Annotated in this window: 23 protein-coding genes; 16 read left to right on the top strand and 7 right to left on the bottom strand. The window is 38.2% G+C overall.

The genetic code is table 11. The features are described from left to right. The first annotated feature begins 1 nt into the window (after position 1). The 3 genes from IEX65_RS17490 to IEX65_RS17480 all read left to right on the top strand — a co-directional run bounded on the left by IEX65_RS17490 (position 2) and on the right by IEX65_RS17480 (position 4,944). Positions 2-1,546: a RagB/SusD family nutrient uptake outer membrane protein gene (locus IEX65_RS17490; protein ID WP_188767757.1), complete on the top strand. Its 1,545-nt coding sequence runs from the start codon at positions 2-4 to the stop codon at positions 1,544-1,546. Positions 1,547-1,648: 102 nt separating this feature from the next. Continuing rightward, positions 1,649-2,968, top strand: coding sequence for a SusE domain-containing protein (locus IEX65_RS17485; protein ID WP_188767755.1), 1,320 nt, complete (start codon positions 1,649-1,651; stop codon positions 2,966-2,968). Positions 2,969-3,096: 128 nt separating this feature from the next. After that, positions 3,097-4,944, top strand: a complete 1,848-nt coding sequence (locus IEX65_RS17480) for a glycoside hydrolase family 13 protein (protein WP_188767753.1) — start codon at positions 3,097-3,099, stop codon at positions 4,942-4,944. Positions 4,945-5,024: 80 nt separating this feature from the next. Here the strand turns inward: IEX65_RS17480 and IEX65_RS17475 are convergent, their stop codons facing one another. From IEX65_RS17475 to IEX65_RS17460, 4 genes are all read right to left on the bottom strand, one after another. After that, on the bottom strand, positions 5,025-7,469 hold the full coding sequence (locus IEX65_RS17475; RefSeq protein ID WP_188767751.1) for a TonB-dependent receptor: 2,445 nt from the start codon (positions 7,467-7,469) through the stop codon (positions 5,025-5,027). 79 nt (positions 7,470-7,548) lie between these two features. Continuing rightward, positions 7,549-8,304 carry a hypothetical protein gene (locus IEX65_RS17470; RefSeq protein ID WP_188767749.1) on the bottom strand — a complete coding sequence of 252 codons (756 nt, stop codon included), beginning with the start codon at positions 8,302-8,304 and terminating at the stop codon, positions 7,549-7,551. Positions 8,305-8,470: 166 nt separating this feature from the next. Next, positions 8,471-8,815, bottom strand: a complete 345-nt coding sequence (locus IEX65_RS17465; RefSeq protein WP_188767747.1) for an MmcQ/YjbR family DNA-binding protein — start codon at positions 8,813-8,815, stop codon at positions 8,471-8,473. A gap of 2 nt (positions 8,816-8,817) precedes the next feature. Then, positions 8,818-9,723, bottom strand: a complete 906-nt coding sequence (locus tag IEX65_RS17460; RefSeq protein WP_188767746.1) for a diacylglycerol/lipid kinase family protein — start codon at positions 9,721-9,723, stop codon at positions 8,818-8,820. A 222-nt stretch (positions 9,724-9,945) separates the two neighbouring features. Between IEX65_RS17460 and IEX65_RS17455 the strand changes: the two genes are divergently transcribed. After that, positions 9,946-10,731, top strand: coding sequence for a DUF3050 domain-containing protein (locus tag IEX65_RS17455; protein ID WP_188767745.1), 786 nt, complete (start codon positions 9,946-9,948; stop codon positions 10,729-10,731). A 51-nt stretch (positions 10,732-10,782) separates the two neighbouring features. Here IEX65_RS17455 and IEX65_RS17450 read toward each other — a convergent pair whose 3' ends face one another. Beyond that, a complete protein-coding gene (locus tag IEX65_RS17450) occupies positions 10,783-11,556 on the bottom strand; it encodes a CDP-alcohol phosphatidyltransferase family protein (protein WP_188767744.1) in 774 nt (257 codons plus the stop codon). A gap of 174 nt (positions 11,557-11,730) precedes the next feature. On the opposite strand from IEX65_RS17450, the gene IEX65_RS17445 reads away from it, so the two are divergent. The 7 genes from IEX65_RS17445 (at position 11,731) to IEX65_RS17415 (ending at position 18,196) form a co-directional block, all read left to right on the top strand. After that, positions 11,731-13,206 (top strand): DUF1501 domain-containing protein, encoded by a 1,476-nt coding sequence (locus IEX65_RS17445; RefSeq protein WP_188767743.1) that lies wholly within the window; start codon positions 11,731-11,733, stop codon positions 13,204-13,206. An 88-nt stretch (positions 13,207-13,294) separates the two neighbouring features. Continuing rightward, positions 13,295-13,816: a hypothetical protein gene (locus IEX65_RS17440; protein WP_188767742.1), complete on the top strand. Its 522-nt coding sequence runs from the start codon at positions 13,295-13,297 to the stop codon at positions 13,814-13,816. Positions 13,817-14,110: 294 nt separating this feature from the next. Beyond that, positions 14,111-14,386, top strand: a complete 276-nt coding sequence (locus tag IEX65_RS17435) for a co-chaperone GroES (RefSeq protein ID WP_188767741.1) — start codon at positions 14,111-14,113, stop codon at positions 14,384-14,386. An 80-nt stretch (positions 14,387-14,466) separates the two neighbouring features. Beyond that, positions 14,467-16,098 (top strand): chaperonin GroEL, encoded by a 1,632-nt coding sequence (gene groL, locus IEX65_RS17430; protein ID WP_188767740.1) that lies wholly within the window; start codon positions 14,467-14,469, stop codon positions 16,096-16,098. A gap of 105 nt (positions 16,099-16,203) precedes the next feature. Continuing rightward, the gene (locus IEX65_RS17425; protein ID WP_188767738.1) at positions 16,204-16,431 is read left to right on the top strand and encodes a hypothetical protein; all 228 of its coding nucleotides are present in this window, start codon (positions 16,204-16,206) and stop codon (positions 16,429-16,431) included. Further along, positions 16,416-16,802 (top strand): type II toxin-antitoxin system VapC family toxin, encoded by a 387-nt coding sequence (locus IEX65_RS17420; protein ID WP_188767736.1) that lies wholly within the window; start codon positions 16,416-16,418, stop codon positions 16,800-16,802. Before IEX65_RS17425 ends, IEX65_RS17420 begins: the two co-directional genes overlap by 16 nt. A gap of 59 nt (positions 16,803-16,861) precedes the next feature. Further along, positions 16,862-18,196, top strand: a complete 1,335-nt coding sequence (locus IEX65_RS17415) for a peroxiredoxin family protein (protein ID WP_188767734.1) — start codon at positions 16,862-16,864, stop codon at positions 18,194-18,196. An 8-nt stretch (positions 18,197-18,204) separates the two neighbouring features. Here the strand turns inward: IEX65_RS17415 and IEX65_RS17410 are convergent, their stop codons facing one another. Continuing rightward, positions 18,205-18,630 carry a hypothetical protein gene (locus tag IEX65_RS17410; RefSeq protein ID WP_188767732.1) on the bottom strand — a complete coding sequence of 142 codons (426 nt, stop codon included), beginning with the start codon at positions 18,628-18,630 and terminating at the stop codon, positions 18,205-18,207. 118 nt (positions 18,631-18,748) lie between these two features. Between IEX65_RS17410 and IEX65_RS17405 the strand changes: the two genes are divergently transcribed. The 5 genes from IEX65_RS17405 to IEX65_RS17385 all read left to right on the top strand — a co-directional run bounded on the left by IEX65_RS17405 (position 18,749) and on the right by IEX65_RS17385 (position 22,822). Beyond that, positions 18,749-18,940 carry a hypothetical protein gene (locus tag IEX65_RS17405; RefSeq protein ID WP_188767730.1) on the top strand — a complete coding sequence of 64 codons (192 nt, stop codon included), beginning with the start codon at positions 18,749-18,751 and terminating at the stop codon, positions 18,938-18,940. A 112-nt stretch (positions 18,941-19,052) separates the two neighbouring features. Beyond that, complete coding sequence (locus tag IEX65_RS17400; protein WP_188767728.1) at positions 19,053-20,042, top strand: YhdH/YhfP family quinone oxidoreductase; 990 nt, start codon at positions 19,053-19,055, stop codon at positions 20,040-20,042. Positions 20,043-20,144: 102 nt separating this feature from the next. Beyond that, a complete protein-coding gene (locus IEX65_RS17395) occupies positions 20,145-21,323 on the top strand; it encodes an acyltransferase family protein (RefSeq protein WP_229250747.1) in 1,179 nt (392 codons plus the stop codon). Between the two features lie 287 nt (positions 21,324-21,610). Beyond that, entirely contained in the window at positions 21,611-22,414 is an 804-nt protein-coding gene (locus tag IEX65_RS17390) for a phage tail-like protein (RefSeq protein WP_229250745.1), read from the top strand. 66 nt (positions 22,415-22,480) lie between these two features. Further along, complete coding sequence (locus IEX65_RS17385; protein WP_188767726.1) at positions 22,481-22,822, top strand: LytR/AlgR family response regulator transcription factor; 342 nt, start codon at positions 22,481-22,483, stop codon at positions 22,820-22,822. An 86-nt stretch (positions 22,823-22,908) separates the two neighbouring features. On the opposite strand, the gene IEX65_RS17380 is transcribed toward IEX65_RS17385, so the two are convergent. Further along, the gene (locus IEX65_RS17380; protein WP_229250742.1) at positions 22,909-23,982 is read right to left on the bottom strand and encodes a zinc dependent phospholipase C family protein; all 1,074 of its coding nucleotides are present in this window, start codon (positions 23,980-23,982) and stop codon (positions 22,909-22,911) included. Positions 23,983-24,084: the final 102 nt, after the last annotated feature.

The following is a 24,084-nucleotide window of genomic DNA, read 5'->3' as shown; positions in this document are numbered from 1 at the left end:
AATGAAAAATATATCTAAAAAATTAATAGCCGTTTTAGCACTGATTTTCGTGATGGGGTCGTGCAAAGACTTAGATACCAAGCCTTATGTGGGGCAAGTTTCAGAATTGGTTTATCAAGATGCCAATAATTACAAAGAGATTTTGGCAAAATTATACGCAGGTTTGGCGGTTTCGGGTATCAAACCAAAAGACGATGATGTAGATTTGAAAAACTTTGATGGTGGTTTTCAGGGCTATATGCGTGTGTATTGGTACTTACAAGAATTTACGACCGATGAAGCAATCGTAGGTTGGGGAGACCCAGGTTTACCTGATTTGCACAAAATGTCTTGGACAGCCTCAAATGCTTGGACATCAGCTTTTTATTCAAGAATCTTATTCCAAGCAGCCGTAGCTAATGAGTTTTTGCGTGAAACTACTGACGCTAAATTGAGCAGTCGTGGAATTGCCAATTCACAAGATATAAAAAACTACCGTGCCGAAGCCCGTTTCATTCGTGCATTGGTTTACTCGCATGGAATCGACCTTTTTGGTAGTATTCCGCTCGTAACCGAAAACGATAAAGTAGGTTCTGATTTGCCTAAACAAGCATCTCGTCAAGAATTATTCAATTACTTAGAAACTGAATTAAAAGCTCTTGAAACGGAACTTCCAGATGCACGCAAAAATGAATACGGAAGAGCCGATAAAGCAGCCGCTTGGATGGTTTTAGCTAAATTGTATTTGAATGCTGAGGTTTATACTGGTCAGAAAAAATTCAGCGAAGCTGCTCTTTACGCAAAAAAAGTAATTGATGCGGGTTATGTTTTAGAAAACAATTATCAGCACAATTTTTTAGCCGATAATCACCTTTCTACCGAAAATATCTTTGCTATCAATTTTGATGGAAACGAAACTCAAACTTGGGGCGGAACTACCACAATTATTCACGCTTCGATAGGTGGAAGCATGAATGCCGCTGAATTTGGCGTTGACGGTGGCTGGAGTGGCTTCCGTACAACCAAAGAATTTGTGTCTTTATTCAATGACAAAGCCGATAAACGTGGAATGTTCTACACTAATGGACAAGAATTAGAAATTGATGAAGTAGGTACTTTCTCGAATGGTTATGCCGTTACGAAATGGAAAAACGTAAAAAGAGATGGAAAACCAGGCAAAAACCTAACGCACACGGACACCGATTTCCCGTTATTCAGATTAGCCGATGCTTATTTAATTTACGCCGAAGCCGTTACTCGTGGCGGTAGTGGCGATGGTACTTTGGCACTTAGCTTAGTAAACTCACTTCGCAAACGTGCAGGTACTGCCAACCTTTCTTCACTGACATTAGACAATCTTTTGGCCGAGCGTGGTCGTGAATTATACTGGGAAGCACATCGTCGTACTGACTTAGTTCGTTTTGGGAAGTTTACAAATGGCTATAATTGGGCTTGGAAAGGTGGAATTAAAGCAGGAAAAGACGTAGAAACGTTCCGTTCGGTATTCCCGTTGGCAGCTTCCGACCTTATTGCAAACCCTACTTTGAAACAAAATACAGGATATTAATAGCCGTTGGTAATTAGCATTTAGCAGTTAGAACTTTGAGCGTTTTTATCAAGAAAAGCTAATCGCTAAAAGCTAAATGCCAATAGCCTAAACATAAAAAATATGAAAACATTCAATAAATTATTTCTCTTCGGGCTGGCGATTTTGTTTGCGTGGGGCTGCGAAAAAGAAGAAGAACGAGCAATTTTAAGTACTGGAGCAGCTCCTGTGGTCACGCTTTCGAGCAAAAGTGTTGTATTGAATAAAGACAATGCCACCAAAGAAGCACTAACTATCTCATGGGCAGCCGATTATGGTTTTAGTGCGGCAGCAACCAACACCATTTTGATTGATAAAAAAGGTGGAAATTTCTCGAAAGCATCATCAATCACTGCTGGTTCTGACCTAAAGAAAACCTTTACAACCGCCGAGTTAAACGGAATCTTATTGGGTCTTGGACTTGCCCCTGGCACACCTGCCGACATCGACATCAAAATAACAGCTACAATGGGAGCTTCTACGGTGTTGAGTTCGACAGTAAGTAGCCTTACGGCCACGCCTTATCTCGATAAATTAGACCTAAGTTCTACTTGGGGTGTAGTGGGAAGTGCCACAACCAACGGTTGGGATGGCCCTGATATGCCATTCTACAAAACTGAAGTACCAAATGTATTTGTAGCGTATGTAACACTTAAAGACGGTGAAATCAAGATTCGTGAAAACAACAACTGGGCAGTAAATTATGGTGGAACAAACGGTGTGTTGAAAAAAGATGGTGATAATATTGCTGTAAAAGCAGGTACTTATAAAATCACATTTAATCCAGTTGCACTCACTTACAAGGTTGAGAAATATTCTTGGGGAATTGTGGGAAGTGCCTACAATAACTGGGGTGCAACGCCTGATGCTCCGCTCAACTACGACCCAAGCGTTGACCTTTGGACTGGCATTGTGACACTTATTGATGGTGAATTTAAGATTCGCAAAGACAACGACTGGGGTGTAAATTATGGTGGTTCGAACGGAGTATTGAAAGAAGGTGGAGATAACATTGCAGCAAAGAAAGGAACATACTTGATTACGGTAGATTTCAAAAAAATGAAATATACGATTACAAAATATGCTCCTTGGGGAATTGTGGGCGATGCTACTGCCACAGGTTGGGGCGACAAACCTGACCAAAAATTCAGCTATGACCTCAGCACCGAAACTTGGTATCTGAACAATGTAGTGCTGAAAGATGGCCAAATCAAATTCAGATTGAATGATGATTGGGGTGTAAATTATGGCTCGGCCAATAGCACCGAACCAGACCCAATTGCAGCAAGCGGAGCATTGAAAGACGGTGGCAAAAACTTTGGTGTAAAAGCAGGTACGTGGAATTTCGTCTTAGACGTAAAAGACCCTGCCAAGCCAACTTACAAAGCTACTAAGGTTAAATAAGAATCATCATAGGTTAAATAATCAGAATCTGCATAACGTTTGTTATGCAGATTTTTTTGAACTCATTTTTCTTGCAGCCTAATAATTTTCACTTTAACCTCTCCTTTTACGCTAAACTTACAGCTATTATGTTAAAGAAATCATTCACTTTATTATGTATTTTGTGCCTGAAATTTTCCGTAAACGCACAAATCCAGCACGTTGAGCCACTGAATTGGTGGGTAGGCTTAAAAAATCCAAACTTGCAATTATTGATTCATGGAGAAAATATCTCCGAAACTCAACCCTCTATCAACTATGCAGGTGTAAGCATCAAAAAAGTCAATAAAGCAGATAGTAAAAACTATCTTTTCCTTGATTTAGTCATTGCCAAAACCACCAAAGCAGGTAGTTTCACTATCAATTTTAAGAAAGCAGGCAAAACTATTTATACGTACAATTATAGCTTACTTCCCAAGCAACAAGCATCAGCCCAAATGCGTGGGTTTAATTCTTCTGATGTCATTTACCTTATCACACCCGACCGCTTTGTCAATGGAGATTACTCGAATGATGTGGTTGCGGGCATGAAAGAAGCCAAAATCAATCGTAGCCTTGATGGCGGACGCCACGGCGGCGATATTAGAGGAATGATAAATAGCCTTGACTACATTGCCAGCATGGGTTTTACGGCAATTTGGCCAACGCCTGTGCTCGAAAACAATATGTCGGGCTATTCTTATCATGGCTATGCCATTACGAATCACTACAAAGTTGACCCAAGATACGGCACGCTTGATGATTATAAGGAACTTTCGAGCAAAGCTCGCCAAAAGGGTATAAAATTAATTTTTGATGAAGTATTGAATCATACTGGCTACGGATATTGGTGGACAGAGGATTTGCCATTTAAAAACTGGCTCAACTATCCCGATACCAAAACTTCGACTAATCATCGTCGTACGGTCAATCAAGACCTTTATGCTTCAGATTATGACAAAGAGTTCATGAAAAAAGGTTGGTTTGATAGAATGATGCCCGACATGAACGGCGAAAACCCTTTCATGGCTAACTATCTGATACAAAACACAATATGGTGGATTGAAACCATCCAACTGGGCGGAGTTCGTCAAGATACCTACGGATATTCGGATAAGACTTTCTTGAAAAACTGGAGTTGTGCCATCATGAACGAATATCCTAATTTTAGCATGGTTGGTGAAGAATGGAGCGTCAATCCGCTCATAACTTCTTATTGGCAAAGAGGCAGAAAAAATGCCGATGGCTATGATGGTTGTCTGACGAGTATCATGGATTTCCCACTGCAAGAAGCACTCGTCAATGCCCTCAAAGAAAAAGAAACTTGGGGAAAGGGCTTAACAGTTTTGTATGAGGCATTGGCAAATGATTTTGTGTATGCCGACCCATCGAATATTCTAATTATGGGCGATAACCACGATATGGACCGCATTTTTACACAACTCAACGAAGATGTTGACCTTACTAAAATGGCACTGGGCTATTTGCTTACTACCCGTGGAATACCTCAAATTTATTACGGAACAGAGGTTTTGATGCAAAACACAGGGCATCATAAAGTAGATGGACTGATTCGTTCGGATTTGCCCGGTGGTTGGAAAGAAGATACTGTGAATGTTTTCACCGAAAAAGGCCTAACGGCAGCACAAAAAAGCACCAAGTCATATTTGAAACAATTGTTAAATTGGCGAAAAAACAACTCTGTTATTGCCAATGGAAAAACGCTTCATTTTGCACCATTTGATGGAATTTACGTTTATTTCAGATACGATAATCAGAAAACGGTGATGGTTGTGATGAATAAAAATGAAAAAGAAATAAAGCTCGAAACCAAGCGTTTTGATGAAATCTTGCAGAATAAAACTTCAGCCAAAAATATTCTAAACAACGAAACACAAAGCCTAAAAAATGGTCTTTCTATCTCACCAAAATCTACGATGATATTTGAGATTTTCTAAGAAATACCAACAAAAAAGTCCGAAATTCAATAATTGAGTTTCGGACTTTTTTGTTGGTTAGACATGCGGTTCAGACCTCTTTAAAAGAAATTCAAATACATTTCGATACCATAAGTACGTGGGCGACTCAACGAGGCTTGACTCCCCCAAATATATTCCCAACCGTGCTGATAATATATTTGATTACCTAAGTTTTTGCCCCATAAAGCAATGCTCCATTTACCATTTTTAGGCATTAACGAAACACGACTATTGATAATGGTCGACGGCTGACGTGCAATGATTTCTGAGTTACTAATATCGTTATAGGCTTTACCAACATGATTGATACTAAGTCCGAACAATAATTTATATTTATCAATCAAATTATAAGTATATGATGGAGCCACCGAAAGCGTTACGTTGGGAGCTTTCAAAAGTTTGTTTCCCGAAAAATCTATCAATTCGCCGTTTTCATCTTTCCCGAAGATAAATTTTTTGTATTTCATGTCAATCAAACCACCAGAAATATCAAAACGAAAACCTTTCAACATTGCCGAAAACTCAGCTTCTGCTCCCATTCCACCTGTTTTATCGGCATTCACAATGGTTACGGTTTCGCCTTGGTCTAAGAACTCTTGTTTGTTCAAATAATTGTTATAAAAAACAGCCGCATTAAGTTTCATACGATTACTGAATTTTGATTTAAAACCAGCTTCAAAACTCGTTACATACTCAGGCTTAAAAACCAATGCACTGCCTGTTACATCTCTTGTTACGGATGTATTAAAACCTGTTCCTTTAAAACCTTTCACATACTTCACGTAAGTCAACACATAGGGGTTTACTTTATAATCAAGGCTAATATCATAAGTCAGTACATTATCGTTGGTTTGACGAGTAAGTGGATTTTGTGCCGAACCCACTTGGGCTGCATAAGTATCCATTAACTTAACAGGTTTTCCATTATAAATAAAGTAGCCAATGTTTTCGTAAAATGAAAACTTGCGGGCTTCGGAAGTAAATCTTAGTCCAGCATTTATTTTTAACTTTTCGCTTAACTTATAAGAACCCGAACCAAATGCGGCAAACGAAACCGACTGAATATCGCTATGCACATCGTAGGTTTCTTGAAAACCCTTAATATCAGGCACTTTACTATTCAAATATTTACGAGCAAACGGAATAAAACCTTCATTGATTGAGCTTGTATCCAAGCCTTTGATTCGTTCGCTCAGAAAATAAAGTCCACCAACGTACGAAATCGTACGGTCGTCACTTCTTGGTGAAGCCAATCTGAATTCTTGACTAAAGTTTTTGAGGCCTTGTTTACGTCCCCAACGTGATACGTCCACGATAGTTTCGTCAAAATCTTGTTTCACAAAATCTTCCGATGAATTGAAAGCTGAGATTGAAGTGAAGGTATTTTCACCTACTTTTCGATTCAGACGCAACATACCTCCCGACTGATTTCTGTAAAAAGTTTGAGGAGTATTGGCCGAGTAAGTGTCAATATCTGAAGCAGGCACTCCCAGAGGGTTTTCGCCTTGCCCGCTTAAATAAATCATTGTTTGCTCAGTTTTATTATCTCGACCATAATACGCCTTAAACGTTATATCAGTTTTATCGTTCGGATTATAGAAAATCGTGCCACGTAAACCATTATAATTATTACCATTACTGGCATTGATGGCAGGATTTGGGTCTTTTATATAACCATTACGGCGAGTTAAAGCCCCCGTCAAACGCATTGAAAGTTTATTTTTTATCAATTCATAATTCCATTTTCCACGTAATTGTAGGTAATTATAATTTCCATAGACAATCTCGCCTTGACCATTATTGGCCCACTCTGGTTTTTCTGAAATTACATTCACAACACCCCCAATGGTGTTTTTACCAAAAAGTGTACCCTGCGGCCCACGAAGCACTTCGATACGGTCAATATCAAATAAAGCTGAGTTAAAAGCAAATCCACGTGAGAAATATACGTCGTCAATGTAAAGACCAACGGTCGATTCAAACCCTACGTTATCGAAGTTGTTGGCCAAACCTCTGATTGAAAATGAAGTCTGAGAAGCAATCCACGAATCGGTCAGTACCAATGGAGCATCTTTGAGGGCATCGAGCGTACTATAAGATGTGCGTTGCTCAATATCTTTACTCGAAATAACGGTAGCGGCAACGTTTACTTTTTGTAGATATTCTTCGGTTTTATTGGCCGTTACGATAATGTCTTGCAGTTGAGTATCATTACTTACCATCGCAAAATCTACATTTATTTTATCACGCCCATTCACTTTTACTGCAATCTCACGGTCTTTGAATCCAATATATTTTGCGATTAAAACTACATCTTCGCCTTTTGCATTTAACTTATATTTACCTGAAATATCAGTAATTGTACCTCTTGTTGTTCCTTTTACCGAAACCGAAGCACCAATTAAGACTTCACCACTTTCGGCTCTGGTTACTTTCCCACTAAACGTAATGTTCTGTCCGAACATCACTATTGGGCATAGTAATGCAAGTATAATTTTTTTCATTTATTCTGCTGTTTTGGGTTATTTAACGGTTATATATGTTGTACTTCCACTTCAAAAAATCGAAATTTGATATCGCTTTTTATTTCACAGCGGTTTTGCGGATATTCATTTCGAGTAGTCGTAGGGCTTTTTCTTGATAAAGCTTAATTTTATCGGTATCTTCTTGCGGAGAATATTGTTTATTGCTGTAACGTATCTTTTCGAGCAGATTAGTCGAGCCATAAACTACACTACGGTTGGGGTCGTAGAGGTGCGGAGCTACACGAAGGTTTAGTTCTAAAAGTACATCAATGGTTTTATCAAAAACCCACCATGCTTCTGCATTGCTATCAAACTGTTTGGTGGCTTTGATGCTTCCATTTTCTTCATCAAACTGAAAGCCTAAACTTGCTTCGCTCAATCGACTCACGAGAGCATCTTTGGCTTTTGCTGCCGACACATCATAAATTCTGACAACTGCGGGGTCTTTCAAAATCTCATTTTCATACTTAATTTTTCGGATTTCGTCTTGGGCAGTAGTTAAGTCTTTTTGAGTTGCCTGTAACGTTTTATTGACATTAAATGTAGATTCTTGCCATTTTTTACTCTCAAAATCTAATTTTTTACTTAAATCAATTTGACTATTGAGAGAGTCTCTTACGTTTGAAATTGTCTGATTGAGTTGTCGAAGATAGCTATGCAGATTTTTGTTTTCTTCGGTAAGTTGATTGTTGAGTCGAGTAGCTACCGAAAGCTTATTTTTAAGTTGTTTTGTAGCCCTATCAATTTGAGCATTTGTGTTTGTAGTGTATAGCAAAAGTACCGTTGCTATGGAAAGCAATTTGAGGAATTTCATTTCTTTTTGGGTTAATTTGTGTTTTGACGTACAAATAAAATTATATTTTTTGTATTTTCAAAAATAAATGAAAGTATTTTTTAGCTAAATTTGCTACCGTTCAATAATAAACGCTACCAAAAATAGCCCATAATTGTACGAATATTTGATGAATGAGAAAATTGCCTTACAGCATATTGTATTTTGAAGCCAAGTGTTTAGGAGCAACTTCGCAGTAAGCTGCCATGAGAGCGTCATTCAAAAACTCCTCCTCTACTTTGTTGAGCAGAAACTGTGTCCAACCCTGTTTGCCCCATTTGTTTGGTACGGGATAAACAGCCGTTTTATCGCCATAAAGCGAGAAAATAGATTGGTCATTTTCTGAAAGTTTCAGAGTAGCTCTTTGTTGCGTTTCGTTGAGGGTGGCAAATATTTTCTTTTTTATGCGAAACGAAGCCTTATCGAAGTGTGGAAGCTCTTCGGCTTCTTCAAATGCTAAGGCCAGTTTTCGGAAGGTTTGTGCTGTAATCATAGTTATTGAATAAAGTCGATTGCTTGTGGTTTGATAGTTATTTTCATAGGTAAATACCCTACAAACTCGCCATCCATATCTATCGGCATTTGGGGGGTATCAGAATCAAAGTGTAGAGTCTTAGAAATATAATATTTGACCGCTGGATGGCTTAATGGTTTACTGTTTTTCAAATTAGGAAAATTCTTCAAGTAATCTATCAAACCTACTTCGCCAATGGCTACGGCATTCAATATGCCATCGTTTATTTCGGCATCGGGAGCAACTCCTAAACCGCTTCCAAAAAATTTGGCATTAGCAGCACAAAAATTCATTACTTTACCTTCATAAATAAAATCATCGCCAACAACTTTGAGCGATTGAGGCTTATATGTTAGCATATTTTTGATGATAAAGTATTGATAGGTAATTGTTGAGCCAAATAGCTTTTTTGATTCAGAAAGTTGCCGAGCAATTACCCCGCCAATACCCACATCTGCAATATTAGTAAAATAGCGAGAAACTTCTACTCCTTCTTTCGACACAAACTCAGCCAATCCAACATCAATTTTCTTAAGTCTATCATTCGTGATTGCTTCTTTCAACCCAATTAATGTTTTCGGTGAAAGAATGGTTTTAGCAAAATCATTTCCCGAACCTCTGGGTATTAAGCCGAGTCTAAGATTAGGTTGTTTTGATTTCAAAGCCCCATTTAAAACTTCATTGAGCGTTCCATCGCCACCACAAGCGATGACGTACTTGCATCCACTTCCAGCTGCTCTTTCCGACAAAAGTATCGCATGTTGTTCAAACTGTGTTTCATAAATATGGGTCTGAAAAGCAGGTTCATGAAAGACACTATTTATTTCGTCAACTAAGGCTTGCTTTTGTCGAGCTTTCCCGTGAATAATGAATGCTATTTTTATCATAGGGTAAATAAGTGGTTGAATATAATTCAAGATAATACAAATTATTATTACTCAAAAGCTCTGCTTGCTATTCTTAATTCTTCAAAGCAAGTTTTTATCCAAAACCTCAGTTTCAGCTTTCTCGTATATACGTTAAAATGGTATTTTTCAGTAAAATTTTAGTGTGAGGCAACATTTTCATGTATCAAGATGTTTGTCTTTTACACAGTCCAAATAAATATTATGAACCACTACATAGAATCAATTCAAGAAAAAATCGAACCTTTAAGACAGCAAATTATCAATCACAAAGTTTATTCTGTAATCAATGACCTCGACGACCTAAAGGTTTTCATGCAGTATCATGTCTATGCCGTCTGGGATTTTATGTCGTTGCTCAAATCTCTCCAAAGTAATCTCACTTGTACAACTGTGCCGTGGTTTCCTGTGGGTTCGGCCGAAACACGTTATTTAATCAACGAAATTGTAGCGGGCGAAGAATCTGACGTAGATATGAATGGTGTTCGCAAAAGTCACTTCGAGCTATACCTCAATGCCATGCACCAAGCCGAAACCGAAACATCTCAAATCGAAAAATTTATTTCTGTTTTGAAAGAATCAGGCGATTTACAATCATCATTTGTGGTTGCAGGCACGCCCGAAGCGGCTCGTAACTTCGTCAACTTTACATTTGATATTATTAATAGCAATAAATCTTATCTTCAAGCCGCCATCTTTACATTTGGCCGTGAAGACTTGATTCCCGGAATGTTCATGTCCATCATCAATGATATTCATTTGAGTGTTCCCGAAAAAATCTCGACTTTCAAATATTATCTCGAACGCCACATCGAAGTAGATGGCGACCACCACAGCCATTTGGCTTTACAAATGACAGCCAACTTGTGCGGAGAAAACGAAGAATTTTGGAAAGAAGCCGAAGCAGCCACGATTCAATCGCTCCAGAAAAGAATCGAGCTTTGGGATGGCGTTTACGAAAGCATTGCCTCTAAAAAAGTTTCAGCATAATAAATAACAAAACGGCTCAGAGTTTACATTCTGAGCCGTTTTGATTTTATACTAATTTGTCAAATACAATCGCCTGATTCCAATAAACACTACCAGAAATACTGTAAAAATAATAAAAAAAGGTATTATCAAATTTACCAAATTGAGAGCCAGCATTACAGCAATAATCAACAACTGAAAACCTAAGCCGTAAACTGAAACCATAGTCATAAACCAATTCGGAAAAGTTTGGATTTTATAGGCTTCTGCATCTAAACTATAAACAATTCTATCAAAAACTCCGTAAAGTGATAGATAAACAGCAAACAAAACATTGACTGTCTGTTGGCTTTCATTCGGAAATGCTTTCGGTGTTTCAGTCTCAAAAATCTTACTTGTGGCATCGCCCCCTACCGAATTATTCCTCAAAATCACATAATAAAAATTATATACAGTTCCCTGCAACTGAATACACAAAAAAGCAACCAGTGCAAGTTCCCATGAGCTATCAGCGATATGGCAGATGGTCATCAGAAATAGAAAATTCAAGATAATATCAAATACACTATCCAAATACCGGCCTGTGTACGAAGGAGTGTTTTTCACCCTTGATAATTCTCCATCGGCGGCATCAAGAATTGATTTGAAAATAAGAAAGAAACCTGCCCATAAATAGTGAGCCGTGAGCATACAATAAACGGCAATTAAGCCCGAAACTCCAAAAAGAAGCGTTAGATGAACAGGTGTAAAACGAGTATTTTTTAATTGATTAGCAATGACTTGGGCAAATGGTCTTCCATAATCAGAAAAGTCAAGAAATTTATCTTGAGCTGCAAGTTTGGACATTAAAGATGAAGCATAAATACTAAGACAATATAGTCGGCTCACAAAAGTATGGCTTTTAGCTTAAAAAACCGCCTCAAATCTATGTTATAGATACAATTACTACGTAAATAATCAAATACTGGACTTGTCTATACAAATATTTTCGTAATTTGGTAGGCAAATTTGACCTTTACCATGCAAAAATTAATCAAAGAATTTCTACACGCCGAGGCCCAATACCAAACCCGACGCCATTTCCTACAAACCTGCACAACAGGACTTGGGGCAATGGCTTTTGGTTCACTATTAGGTGGTTGTTCGGGAAAAGATAATCCAGCACAAACACTCACCGACCCCATGTTTCCGAAGCAACCGCATTTTGCTCCGAAAGTGAAACAAGTGATTTATATTCACATGGCGGGTGCTCCATCGCAGTTAGAACTCTTTGATTATAAACCTGCTTTGCAAAAGTTCGATGGACAGGACTGTCCGCAAGAATTTCTTGAAGGAAAGAAATTTGCTTTTATCAGAGGTGTACCCAAAATGCTTGGTTCAATCGGAAAATTCAGTCAGCATGGAAATTCGGGAGCAATGATTTCAGATTTTCTTCCCTACTTACCCGAAGTTGCCGATGACTTGACTTTCTTGAAAGCCATGTACACCGACCAGTTTAATCACGCTCCTGCCCAGCTACTCATGCACACAGGAAGCCCACGTTTGGGGCGGCCAAGTATCGGTGCATGGTCGGTTTATGGTTTGGGTTCTGAAAATCAAAATCTACCAGGTTTTATAGTTTTGGCTTCAGGCGGACGCAGCCCCGATGCAGGAAAAAGCGTTTGGGGTAGTGGTTTTCTACCTTCAATTTATCAAGGTGTGCAATGCCGCACGGGGGGCGACCCAGTTTTGTATGTTTCTGACCCGCACGGTATGAGCAGAGATATTCGGAAACAGACCATTGAGGCAATCAATGAAATTAACAAACAACAATACGAAGCCGTCCAAGACCCCGAAATCTTGACCCGAATTTCTCAATACGAAATGGCATTCAGAATGCAAATGTCTGTTCCCGAAGTGATGGACACCAGCAAAGAACCAGAATGGGTACGAAATATGTACGGAGCAGTGCCAGGCGAAGGCTCATTTGCAAATAACTGTCTGTTGGCAAGGCGTTTAATAGAAAATGGTGTCCGTTTCGTACAGCTTTTTCATTGGGGCTGGGATTCACACGGGACAGACCAACGCCTTTCTCTCGATGGAGGTTTCAAAGATTTATGTCAAGTAACTGACCGTGCCGTAACGGCTCTCATAAAAGACCTAAAAATGCGTGGTTTGCTCGATGAAACATTAATTGTTTGGGGCGGAGAATTCGGCCGAACTCCCATGCAAGAAAACCGTGACGGGCAAACCCTCCCATTTAAAGGACGTGACCATCATTTGGACGCTTTTACAGTTTTCATGGCAGGTGGCGGACTCAAAAAAGGAATGACTTTTGGCGAAACTGACGATTTAGGATATTACGGAGTAAAAGACCGCACACACGTGCATGATTTGCAAGCAACCATCTTGCATCTGATGGGCTTCGACCACGAAAAACTAACATATGCTTTCCAAGGAAGACCATTCAGGTTAACTGATGTGGCAGGAAAAGTAATTAAACCAATTTTATCGTAAATTTGTAGCACAATTCTCCGAATTGTGCATTTACTCAACTCACAATTCGGAAATCGGTCCGCCGAAGCGATTGTGCTACAAAAAACTTATGAAAACACTCCTCACACTCTTATTTTTAGGTATTTCTTTTGGCATTTTTGCTCAGAAAGATTCATCTTATTATAATCCAAATATCGTACGTAAATTATATTATCTAAAACCTTTACAGAAAGTTAATGGTGTTTATTTTTACGGCGAACGTCGTATGAGTAGCTATAACTCGCTCGAAGTACCTTTTTTTGAATTGAATAACCCAGAGGTAAATTTTCATTACCGACGCTATAAAACATTTACAGGTATCGGGCAAGCCATCGGGTTTATTCCAACAATTTATGTACTTGCTACGCTCAACAAACCTCGCACTCGTCAAACTGGGTTTTATACGAGTACCTATTTGAGTATTATCGGAGCAACATTGGCAGGAAGTATCACTTGCTCATTAATTGGCAAATCGCACATCAAAAAAGCTGCAATTAAATATAACCAAGCACTCGGCCAAAGTAATGTGAGTAATTTACAATTCAAAACTGACGAAAATTCCTTGGGTTTAGCTCTACGCTATAATTTCTAAGGCAGAAATACACTGACAATTTATTAATTTTCTTGTCAAAAAAAGTCACATCAAAACATTTCTTGTCAGTATTTGAAACATTTTTGGCAGTCAAAACTGAAATTTTGGCAGAAAACCGTACCTTTGCCGCTCGTTGGCAGAACTTTTGTGGAACTGACATCACGTCAAGAATTAAGTTTTAGATTCAATGACGTATGTAAGGTAACGGTTGAGTTATCGGAAATTAAAAACACTTGTCTCGAATCTATTTAAATCTTAAATCTAAATTTTATAAACTCAAAAACTCAGAATAAAATGTCAGTAAACATCAAGCCATTAGCAGACAGAGTATTGGTAGAAGCTGCTCCGGCAGAAGAAAAAACAGCATTCGGTATCATCATCCCTGATACAGCAAAAGAAAAACCACAAAAAGGTATTGTAGTAGCAGTAGGGCCAGGCAAAAAAGATGAGCCAACTTTAGTTAAAGTAGGTGATAGCGTACTTTATGGTAAATATGCTGGTACGGAAATCACTGTTGACGGTAAAGAGTACCTCATCATGCGTGAGTCTGATATTTACGCTATTGTATAACCCTGCTTCGGCAGTCCGACCCGCCCCTAAAGAGGAGCTTAAAATTCTTAATTCAAAATTTTTAATTATTAATTAAAAAAATGGCAAAGCAAATTATATTTGATACAGACGCAAGAGAAAAATTGAAACGTGGCGTTGACACTCTTGCAAATGCAGTAAAAGTAACTCTCGGACCAAAAGGTCGTAATGTTATCATTGATAAAAAATTCGGTTCACCAGCTATCACTAAAGATGGTGTAACAGTAGCAAAAGAAATCGAATTGAAAGATTCTATCGAAAACATGGGTGCTCAACTCGTGAAAGAAGTAGCTTCTAAAACTGCTGACCAAGCGGGTGACGGTACTACTACTGCTACTGTATTGGCACAAGCTATCTACACTATCGGTGCGAAAAACGTAGCGGCTGGTGCAAACCCAATGGACTTGAAACGTGGTATCGAAAAAGCGGTAACTGCGGTTGTAGGTGCATTGAAAGAACAATCTAAAGCTATCTCGACTTCAAAAGAAATCGAACAAGTAGCTACAATCTCTGCCAACAACGACCACGAAATCGGTCAAATGATTGCTCACGCAATGGAGAAAGTTGGTAAAGAAGGTGTTATCACGGTTGAAGAAGCTCGTGGAACTGAAACTGAAGTTAAAACTGTAGAAGGTATGCAGTTCGACAGAGGTTACTTATCTCCATACTTCGTAACTAACGCTGAGAAAATGGAAGTTGAAATGGAAAAACCATTCATTTTGATTTCTGAGAAAAAAGTTTCTTCAATGAAAGAACTTCTTCCAGTGTTAGAAGGTGTAGCACAAACTGGCCGTCCGTTGTTAATCATCGCTGAAGATGTTGATGGCGAAGCTCTTGCTACATTGGTAGTAAACAAAATCCGTGGTGCATTGAAAGTTGCGGCTGTTAAAGCTCCAGGTTTCGGCGACCGTCGTAAAGCAATGTTGGAAGACATCGCAATCTTGACTGGTGGTACTGTAATTGCAGAAGAAAGAGGCTTCAAATTAGAGAACGCTGATATTTCTTACTTAGGACACTGCGATAAAATCATTATCGACAAAGATAACACTACAATCGTTAATGGTTCAGGTGACCAAGAGCAAATCGCTGGTCGTGTAAACCAAATCAAAGCTCAAATCGAGTCAACTACTTCTGACTACGACCGTGAGAAATTACAAGAGCGTTTGGCTAAGTTGTCAGGTGGTGTAGCTATTATCTACATCGGTGCTGCAACTGAGGTTGAAATGAAAGAGAAAAAAGACCGTGTTGATGATGCCCTTCACGCAACTCGTGCTGCGGTTGAAGAAGGTATCGTAGCTGGTGGTGGTGTTGCTTTGATTCGTGCTCAATCTTCATTGGCAGGTCTTGAAGGTGCAAACGGCGACGAAACAACTGGTATCGCAATCATCCGTTCGGCAATCGAAGCTCCATTACGTACAATCGTTGCGAATGCAGGTGGCGAAGGTTCGGTAATCGTACAAGAAGTAAAAGGTGGAAAAGACGATTACGGCTATAACGCTCGTGAAGATAAATTTGAAAATATGTTGGCGGCTGGTATCATTGACCCTACGAAAGTAACTCGTTTGGCTCTTGAAAACGCTGCATCAATCGCTGGTTTATTGCTTACAACTGAAGCAGTTGTATCTGATATTCCAGAAGATAAAGCTCCAGACATGGGTCACTCACACGGTGGCGGCATGGGCGGCATGATGTAATATCTGCCAGCTTTATACACAAAAAAGGTCTTAGGAGAAATTCTAAGACCTTTTTTGTGTTTGATGGTGCTTATTTCTATATTTGTTTAGAAAATGTTTGAAACTATGGAATTAAAATTAGAACTCGGTTACGAGCAAATATGGGAATTAGTAAAACAGTTGCCTCCTGTTCAGCAAGTACAATTAAAAAACGACATTGAGCAAATTTCGAAAAAAAACACACTAAACGATTGGCAAAAATTACTCTTGAATGGCCCTGTGATGAGCGATGAAAGTTTTGAAGAGGTCAAAAAAACAAGAAAACAACTGAATAAAAGATGGAAAATGAATTAATATGCTTAGATTCTTCCGTTTTGATAGAATATTTTAGAAAAACGGATAAATCCAATTCTTTTTTATTTCAACTATCACAAAACCATCAATATTTTACTGTTTCAGTTGTAGTTTACTTTGAGGTTTTGAAAGGAAGTAGCCCAGAACAAGATACTTTTTGGCATACTTTCTTTGAAAATATTGATGTTTTACCTTTGAATCAAGAAATTATTTCAACAGCAATATATCTACACAAAGACTTAAAGAAAAAAAGAAAAACCAGTGATGCGATGGATTTACTGATTGCCGCTACTGCAAAATTTCATAATCTTAAATTAGCTACTTTAAATAAGAAGCATTTCATTCACTTTGATGGCTTAGAAATTATATAATCTACTTACAATCTCACAAACCAAACATCTATTACCAACTTTTGCAAATCAATAAGCACATGAAAAAACTTCTCCTACTTTTCGCCATTATTTGCTGCTTAAAATCAAATGCTCAATATCGCATTGAAATAGCGATGCAAGCACCAAAAGATTCGGTTTATTACCTTTATCACTGGTATCAGAGCGAAAAACTGTATTTGATAAAAGATACTGCAAAAGTTGAAGCAGAGAATAAAATCGTTTTTACGGGGCAGAAAAATCTACCCGAAGGAATGTATTTTTTAGTCAATCGAAAAGCACGTTTATTTGATTTCCCTGTGGTTGGTCAAAACTTTAAAATCACAACCGATACCAGTGATTACGTTGGAACAATGACAATCGAAGGCAATACCGAAGCCTCGACTTACGCCAATTTTACCAAAGAAAACATTCGTTTACAGCGAGCTTTTCAGAAAGCAAGCAACGAAACCGATAAAAAGACAATCTACCAACAATACCAATCACTGACAAAAAGTTACATTTCATCAAACCCAAATACTTTTACGGCTAATTTCTTAAAGGCAAATATTCCAGTTGAAACCGAAGCCATCAAACCCAATGCTTCTCGACAAGACACTCTTGCATATATAAAAAATTATTACACCCACACCCTCGACAACATTGACCTTTCAGACGACCGCTTGATTCGCACAACGCTTCTCGACAATATTTTTGATGATTACCTAAAAAATATCGCTTTTAGTAACTCACCCGACGAAATCATTGCTTTGGCCGATAATCTACTTGCTCGCACAAAGCCAAATTCAGAAATAAGGAAATACATCGTCATTAAATTTGGCAATAAATTCATCGCTCCAGATGTCTTAGGCTGCGACAAAGTTTATACCGAAATAGCCAAAAAGTATATCATCGACGAGCCTGATAGCTATGATGCAAGCACTATTCAACGAAATATTGAATATGTTAATCGAATAGAACCAAGCCTAATTGGCAAAACACTCCCTGATATGTGTTTGACAGATCCTTTAGGGAATTGGGCTACACTTTGGGGTTTGAAATCAAAATATACAATGGTTGTAATTTATGACTACGGTTGCGGGCATTGCCAAGAATTCACAAAGAAACTGGTAGATTATTATCCAAAATTGGAGCAACAAGGTATGAAAGTATATATGTGCTGTAAAGTACCTGACCGAGAAAATTGGCTAAAATTCATTAAAACCTATAAAACCGAAGCCTTTACCAACGTGATGGATTCGCACAAAATTGTGGATTTCGATAATACTTATAATGCTTCTTTAGTTCCAAAAGTATTCCTGCTTGATGAACAAAAGAAAGTCTTATCCAACCTAAGATTAGAACTACCAGATTTTGAGCGAATGATGAAAAAGTGATAATTCTGTTATTTCTTTTTAATCATCAACAACAAAATACCACTCACAATCAACCAAATAACAGTGGAAGTCCATAAGTAAATTCGATGTAATGAGTAAAAAACAGCTTTGTTTAAGACTACTCTTTGCCCAAAATCAAGCAGTTTGTCTAACTTGAAATGCACAAAGAACAGCACAACTTGCAAAAGCACCAAAAATATAGCCGCTATGAAAAAACGTTTTTCAGCACGAAAAGCATAAGCTGCAAAAGCGAAAATAGGTAAACTGATGAAGTTCAAGTAGTTCGTGACAGCTTGCGTAATAAAACCCATTTCGGTATGGCTACCAAGCACTTGCATACCTACGTTTATCACAACACCCGAATAAAAAGTAAATGCTCCCCACCAAATACATAACAACACCATTGAAATTTTCTTTGCAGTATTATTTTCCATAAAAACTCTTTTTTGCGTTTAGTTGAATAAAATAAAGTCGCTTTTTCTACATTCTAAATACATTTCCAAGAAAACTTTATTCAGCAAAAATCGTTAAGTTTGTAAAAATACTACAATTATGTCAGCAATTTTGGATAAAGAGTTAATCAGAAAGTCATTAAAAGATTTGGTTACAGAAGACACCAATTTTGTAAATGAATTGATTATTGAACTTAAAGACGATTTAAGAAATGTTGAAAATCAACTCTTCGAAGAAACAATTTCCAATATATTTAATAGATACGAACAAACTTTTAAAAGTCTGGCATAAATATTTTCTAAATAAATTATCGTAATATTTTTTAAAGTATTACGAACAAAAAACACATTTTTGATGTATTTCAATCTGAAACGAGTACAACCAACTATAATACTATCAAATAATGTCAACTTTCCAAGCACTCTACATCACAGAAAACGACGATAAAACTTTCACCCAAAACATCGTTGAGCGTAAAATCGAAGATTTACCTGCGGGCGAAGTCCTCATCAAAGTACAATATTCTTCATTAAATTATAAAGATGCTCTTTCGTCAACTGGGAATCGTGGCGTAACCCGCAATTACCCACATACACCTGGTATTGATGCCGCAGGTGTCGTTGAAGAAAGTCAGTCAGCCGATTTTCAGAAAGGTGATAAAGTACTCGTAACTGGCTTTGACCTCGGTATGAATACTTCGGGTGGATTCGGACAATACATCAGCGTTCCTGCCAAATGGGTTATAAAACTTCCTCGTGGACTAAAAGCCAAAGAAAGTATGATTTTCGGAACGGCTGGTTTGACTGCTGCATTGTGTATTGATAAATTATTGCAAAATGGTCTTACTCCCGAAAAAGGGAAAGTCATCGTAACGGGAGCAACGGGCGGCGTAGGCACAATGGCCGTAATGATTTTAGCGAAACTCGGTTTTCATGTGGTAGGCGTTACAGGCAAACCCGAAGGCAAAGAATTTCTGCTAAAAATCGGAGCAAAAGAAGTTGTTTCGAGAGAAGAAGTTGATGATAAATCGGGGCGTCCTTTATTGAAAGGAATTTATGCAGGTTGTGTAGATACCGTTGGCGGAAATATGCTCGCAACTATCTTAAAATCAATGCAATACAACGGAGTTGTAGCCATTTGTGGCTTAGTAAATTCGCCCGAATTACCAACGAGTGTATTCCCATTTATCTTGCGTGGCGTATCTATGTTTGGCATTGATTCATCAGAATGTGATATTGAATGGCGTAAAAAACTCTGGAAAAACCTCGCTAAAAACTGGAAACCAACTGATATTCTATCAATCACAAAAACCGTTACATTAAAAGGCTTACCAAAAGAAATCAAGAAAATCTTGAAAGGCGGACAAATCGGGCGTGTAATTGTACGTTTGTAAAACAAGTTTCCAATTTGTTAGTTTCTGTTTGCCGAAAATGACAAGTTGAAAACTTGTCGTACTTTATAAAATTATTATCTTTAAGGCATAAACCCTAATCTTATGCCTGTTCTAACTCGCCTTTCCTCAGCCGATGTCTATCGTGGCTTTGTCATGCTTTTGATGATGGCTGAGGTCTTACATTTCGGAGAAGTTTCCGAAGCACTTCCCGAAAGTTCATTTTGGTCATTTCTCGCTTTCCACCAAGACCACGTTGAGTGGGTTGGCTGCTCACTTCACGACATGATTCAGCCATCATTCTCATTTTTAGTCGGGGTCGTTCTACCCTACTCCATCGCCAGCCGACTGACCCAAGAAAGCAGTTTTAGCAAAGTTCTTTTTCACGCCTTCAAACGCTCATTAATTCTGATTTTGCTGGGTATTTTTCTACGTTCTCAGTACAAAACTCAAACCTATTTTACTTTTGAAGACACCCTCAGCCAAATCGGGTTGGGTTATCCTTTCTTGTTTTTATTAGGTTTTCGTTCTCAGAAAGTGCAGATTTCGGCACTTGTCATTATTCTTGTTGGTTATTGGTTGGCTTTTGCTCTCTATCCGTTGCCCGATGCTAATTTTGATTATGCAAGTGTAGGAGTTGCCAAAGACTGGGAGCATAACCTGACAGGTTTTGCAGCACATTGGAATAAAAACACCAACTTTGCTTGGGCATTTGACCAATGGTTTCTGAACCTTTTCCCGAGAGAAAAACCTTTTATCCGTAACGGTGGAGGCTACTCAACGCTGAGTTTTATCCCAACACTCGGAACAATGATTTTGGGACTTCTGGCAGGAAATATTCTAAAATCTGATACACTACCACCCTACGAAAAACTCAAGAAATTCATTATTCTCGGAATTTCGGGCTTAGTAATAGGTTTAATACTGAATCGACTTGGTATTTGTCCAAATGTCAAGCGTATCTGGACACCAACTTGGGTTATTTTCAGTGGTGGTCTTTGCTTCTTGTTTTTAGCTTTCTTTTATTGGATAATCGACATCAAAGAAAAAACCAATTGGGCTTATTTTCTGAAAGTAATCGGCATGAATTCTATCGCCGCCTACTGCATAGCAGATGCTTTGGGAGTTTATATTTCCAAATCGCTCAAAATCCATTTAGGCGAAAATTATGCAACCATTTTCGGGCTTCCATACCAATCGCTCGTGCATGGCGGATTGATGTTGCTCATCTATTGGCTGATTCTTAATTGGATGTTTAAAAAGAAAATATTTATAAAAATTTAGGATAAATACAGTTCTGTCAGAATTTCACTTAAATCTTCAATCGTATATCATTACGGTTGAAGATTTTTTATTTTAAGCCCTCCTCAAAAACCTTCCCAAAAATCATTTCTACGCTTTGCTACCGAATAATAATATTATGGTTTCAAGGGTCATTTATAAGGGTAAAAATGTGTGAACTATATAATTCTTTTCCATAATTATATAACACTTGGGGTGCTTATTTCTTTCAATTTTACGCCTCGAAGGCAAGTTCTGAAAATGCCTTTCCTAAATTTCATTTTTTTAACATGAAAACACTCTTTAACATGAAAGCATCAATCGTTACACCAACCAAGAAAACCACAAAAACTAACTCACTAACTATCAACACATTAAATCGAAAAATGAGAAGAGATGGCTTTTGTATCGCAACAATTTTTATTCTTTTATTTACTGTTAACTTCAAATTGTTTGCTCAAAACAATCCCTCTGCAATGCTTGATGTCGCTGCATCAAACAAAGGCGTTTTAGTTCCCCGTGTAAGCCTCACCTCTACCACCGACATTAGCACTATTACTTCGCCAGCAACCTCTTTACTTGTTTACAATACCAATACCATCGGCACACCTCCCAATAATATGTCACCAGGTTTTTATTATTGGAATGGCACAAAGTGGAGCATTCTTGGCAACATCACAACCTTTGCCGAATTTTATGCACTCATGCCAGGCGATAACGCAGCCACCATCGCCGCAGGTTCTCCCATAGAATTTCCACAAAATGGCCTAAGCAATGGAATCATTACTCGTATCAATGCAAGTCAGTTTAATATTCCCGCTATCGGAATATATACAGTAGATTGGCAAGTGAGTATTGCCGAAGCTGGTCAACTTATTTTACAACTCAACGGCACTGATATTCCGACAAGTGTAGTAGGTCGAGCAACAGGCACAAGCCAAATAAGTGGACATACAATGATTGTAACTACTTTGCCTAATTCGATACTCCAAGTAGTCAACCCAAGTGGTAACCCTGTTGCACTCACAGTAAATCCAACAGCTGGCGGTACACGTGCAGTATCGGCGAATCTTGTTATTACTCGTATTCAGTAAAATTTTCTATGCAATAAAAAGTATGTAGTACGTACATACTTTTTATCATTTTTAAACAATAAATCCATGAAAACAGCAATTAAGGTTGGGGGAAGAACCCGACTATTCTCCGAAGATGTAGCCTATTTCGAGGCTAATATCAATTATACAATTATTCATTATTATCAAGGGAATAACAAAATTGTAGCAACTACGATTGGACATATTCACGAGCGAATTGGCGAAGAATGTGGGTTTATTCGCCCCAACAGAACCTTTCTTATCAACCTTCAATTCATTGATAATTACCAATTGGGCGAATTATTACTACAAAATAATATGAAAATAAATGTGTCGAGGAGAAGAAAAAAAAGATTAAAAAGTATCGTAGAGAAGTATTTTGAGCAGAAAATGCCAATTAATACTTAATTCTTTAAGTAACGAAGCATATCTTCTAACGTCGGCAGGCAGTTCCACTGCGGGTTTTGAACCCTGCCGACGTTTAATACGAGTTGCTAATTATCTCCCTCTTTTCTCACATCAAAAACTCGTCTCAGCCAAGATTTCTTTTCCTCCTCATCGGCTTCTTTTTCTGCTTTTGTTGGCTGATAATTTAGTAATGCTGCTAAATCTGGCTGGCCAGCATCAATCCAGCAAGTGAGCCAAAAATCTCCAACCATTTTAATCGAAGCACGCATCTGTCGCTCGACTTGATTTTTAAGCATGGCATGGTAGCGTTCTGAAAAATCTTTTGAATAATTTTTTGTTGTGATGCCATTTCGCTCATCAAAACCAAATTTTTTATCTTCCGAAAACTGAGCTGTCAATTCTCTCTCAAAAACCAAAACCGAATCAAGAGCAGCATTGGCACCCAAAACTGCTTGCCAAGCACGTTTTTGCGGAGTTTTTATGTATTCAGCTTGTCCGACAAAAAAATCATAATTATCCGAAAACAACTCGGGCAAACGACTCTCCCAAAAACCATGAATACCAACTTGATTAGTTAGTTGGCCATTATAATTCCGTGTTGTATGAAGTGGCACATTGGCATCGGCAATATAATGACCAATATCAGCCGAAAGCATCAAAATTCTGCGAACATCACGCTTACGAAAAGCTTCCGTAAGCTGAAACTTCATAAAATTGATATGCCACGGCACAATACCGTGTCGGTTTAAAGTATCTTCCGAAATCTTCTCCGTCACTTCTTTCCATGAGTAAGTTGGCAACTTCTTTCGCAACGAATCTGCATAATTATCCAAATCAATAAAATGTCGAGGAGCTTCTTCTTTTACTGCGTAGCGGCGTTGGTCGGGGTTTACAGCATTTTCGGTTACAAAGTCAATATGCTTTTTATAAAACTTAAACATTTCGGGTGGAAGCGTAAAAACCGCCAAACGATTTATCCGTTGATGCCCAAAAAAGCCCCAGAGTGGACGCTCCCACAGTGGATGCTGCCAGAGTGGATGCCGATTTTCAGTCCTTATTTTCCATGAAGAAATCAAAATTATACCCAAAAAGAGCAAGCTGCTTCTCACCAAACTCTTCCATTTCGGAAAAAAAACTTTTTTAACGCCTCTTTTCATCATTTTTGCCACTATTTTTTTTCAAAATAAAATATTTTATTAGACACTTTTTCAAAAACTTTCGATTTTAACCTCAAAAACTACGATTTTTCATTTTTTCCTTAA

Source organism: Emticicia aquatilis, assembly GCF_014644295.1.
In the GTDB taxonomy this organism is placed as follows: domain Bacteria; phylum Bacteroidota; class Bacteroidia; order Cytophagales; family Spirosomataceae; genus Emticicia; species Emticicia aquatilis.
The sequence above is the reverse complement of the archived record's forward strand: the minus strand, read 5'-3'. Positions and strand labels throughout refer to the sequence as shown.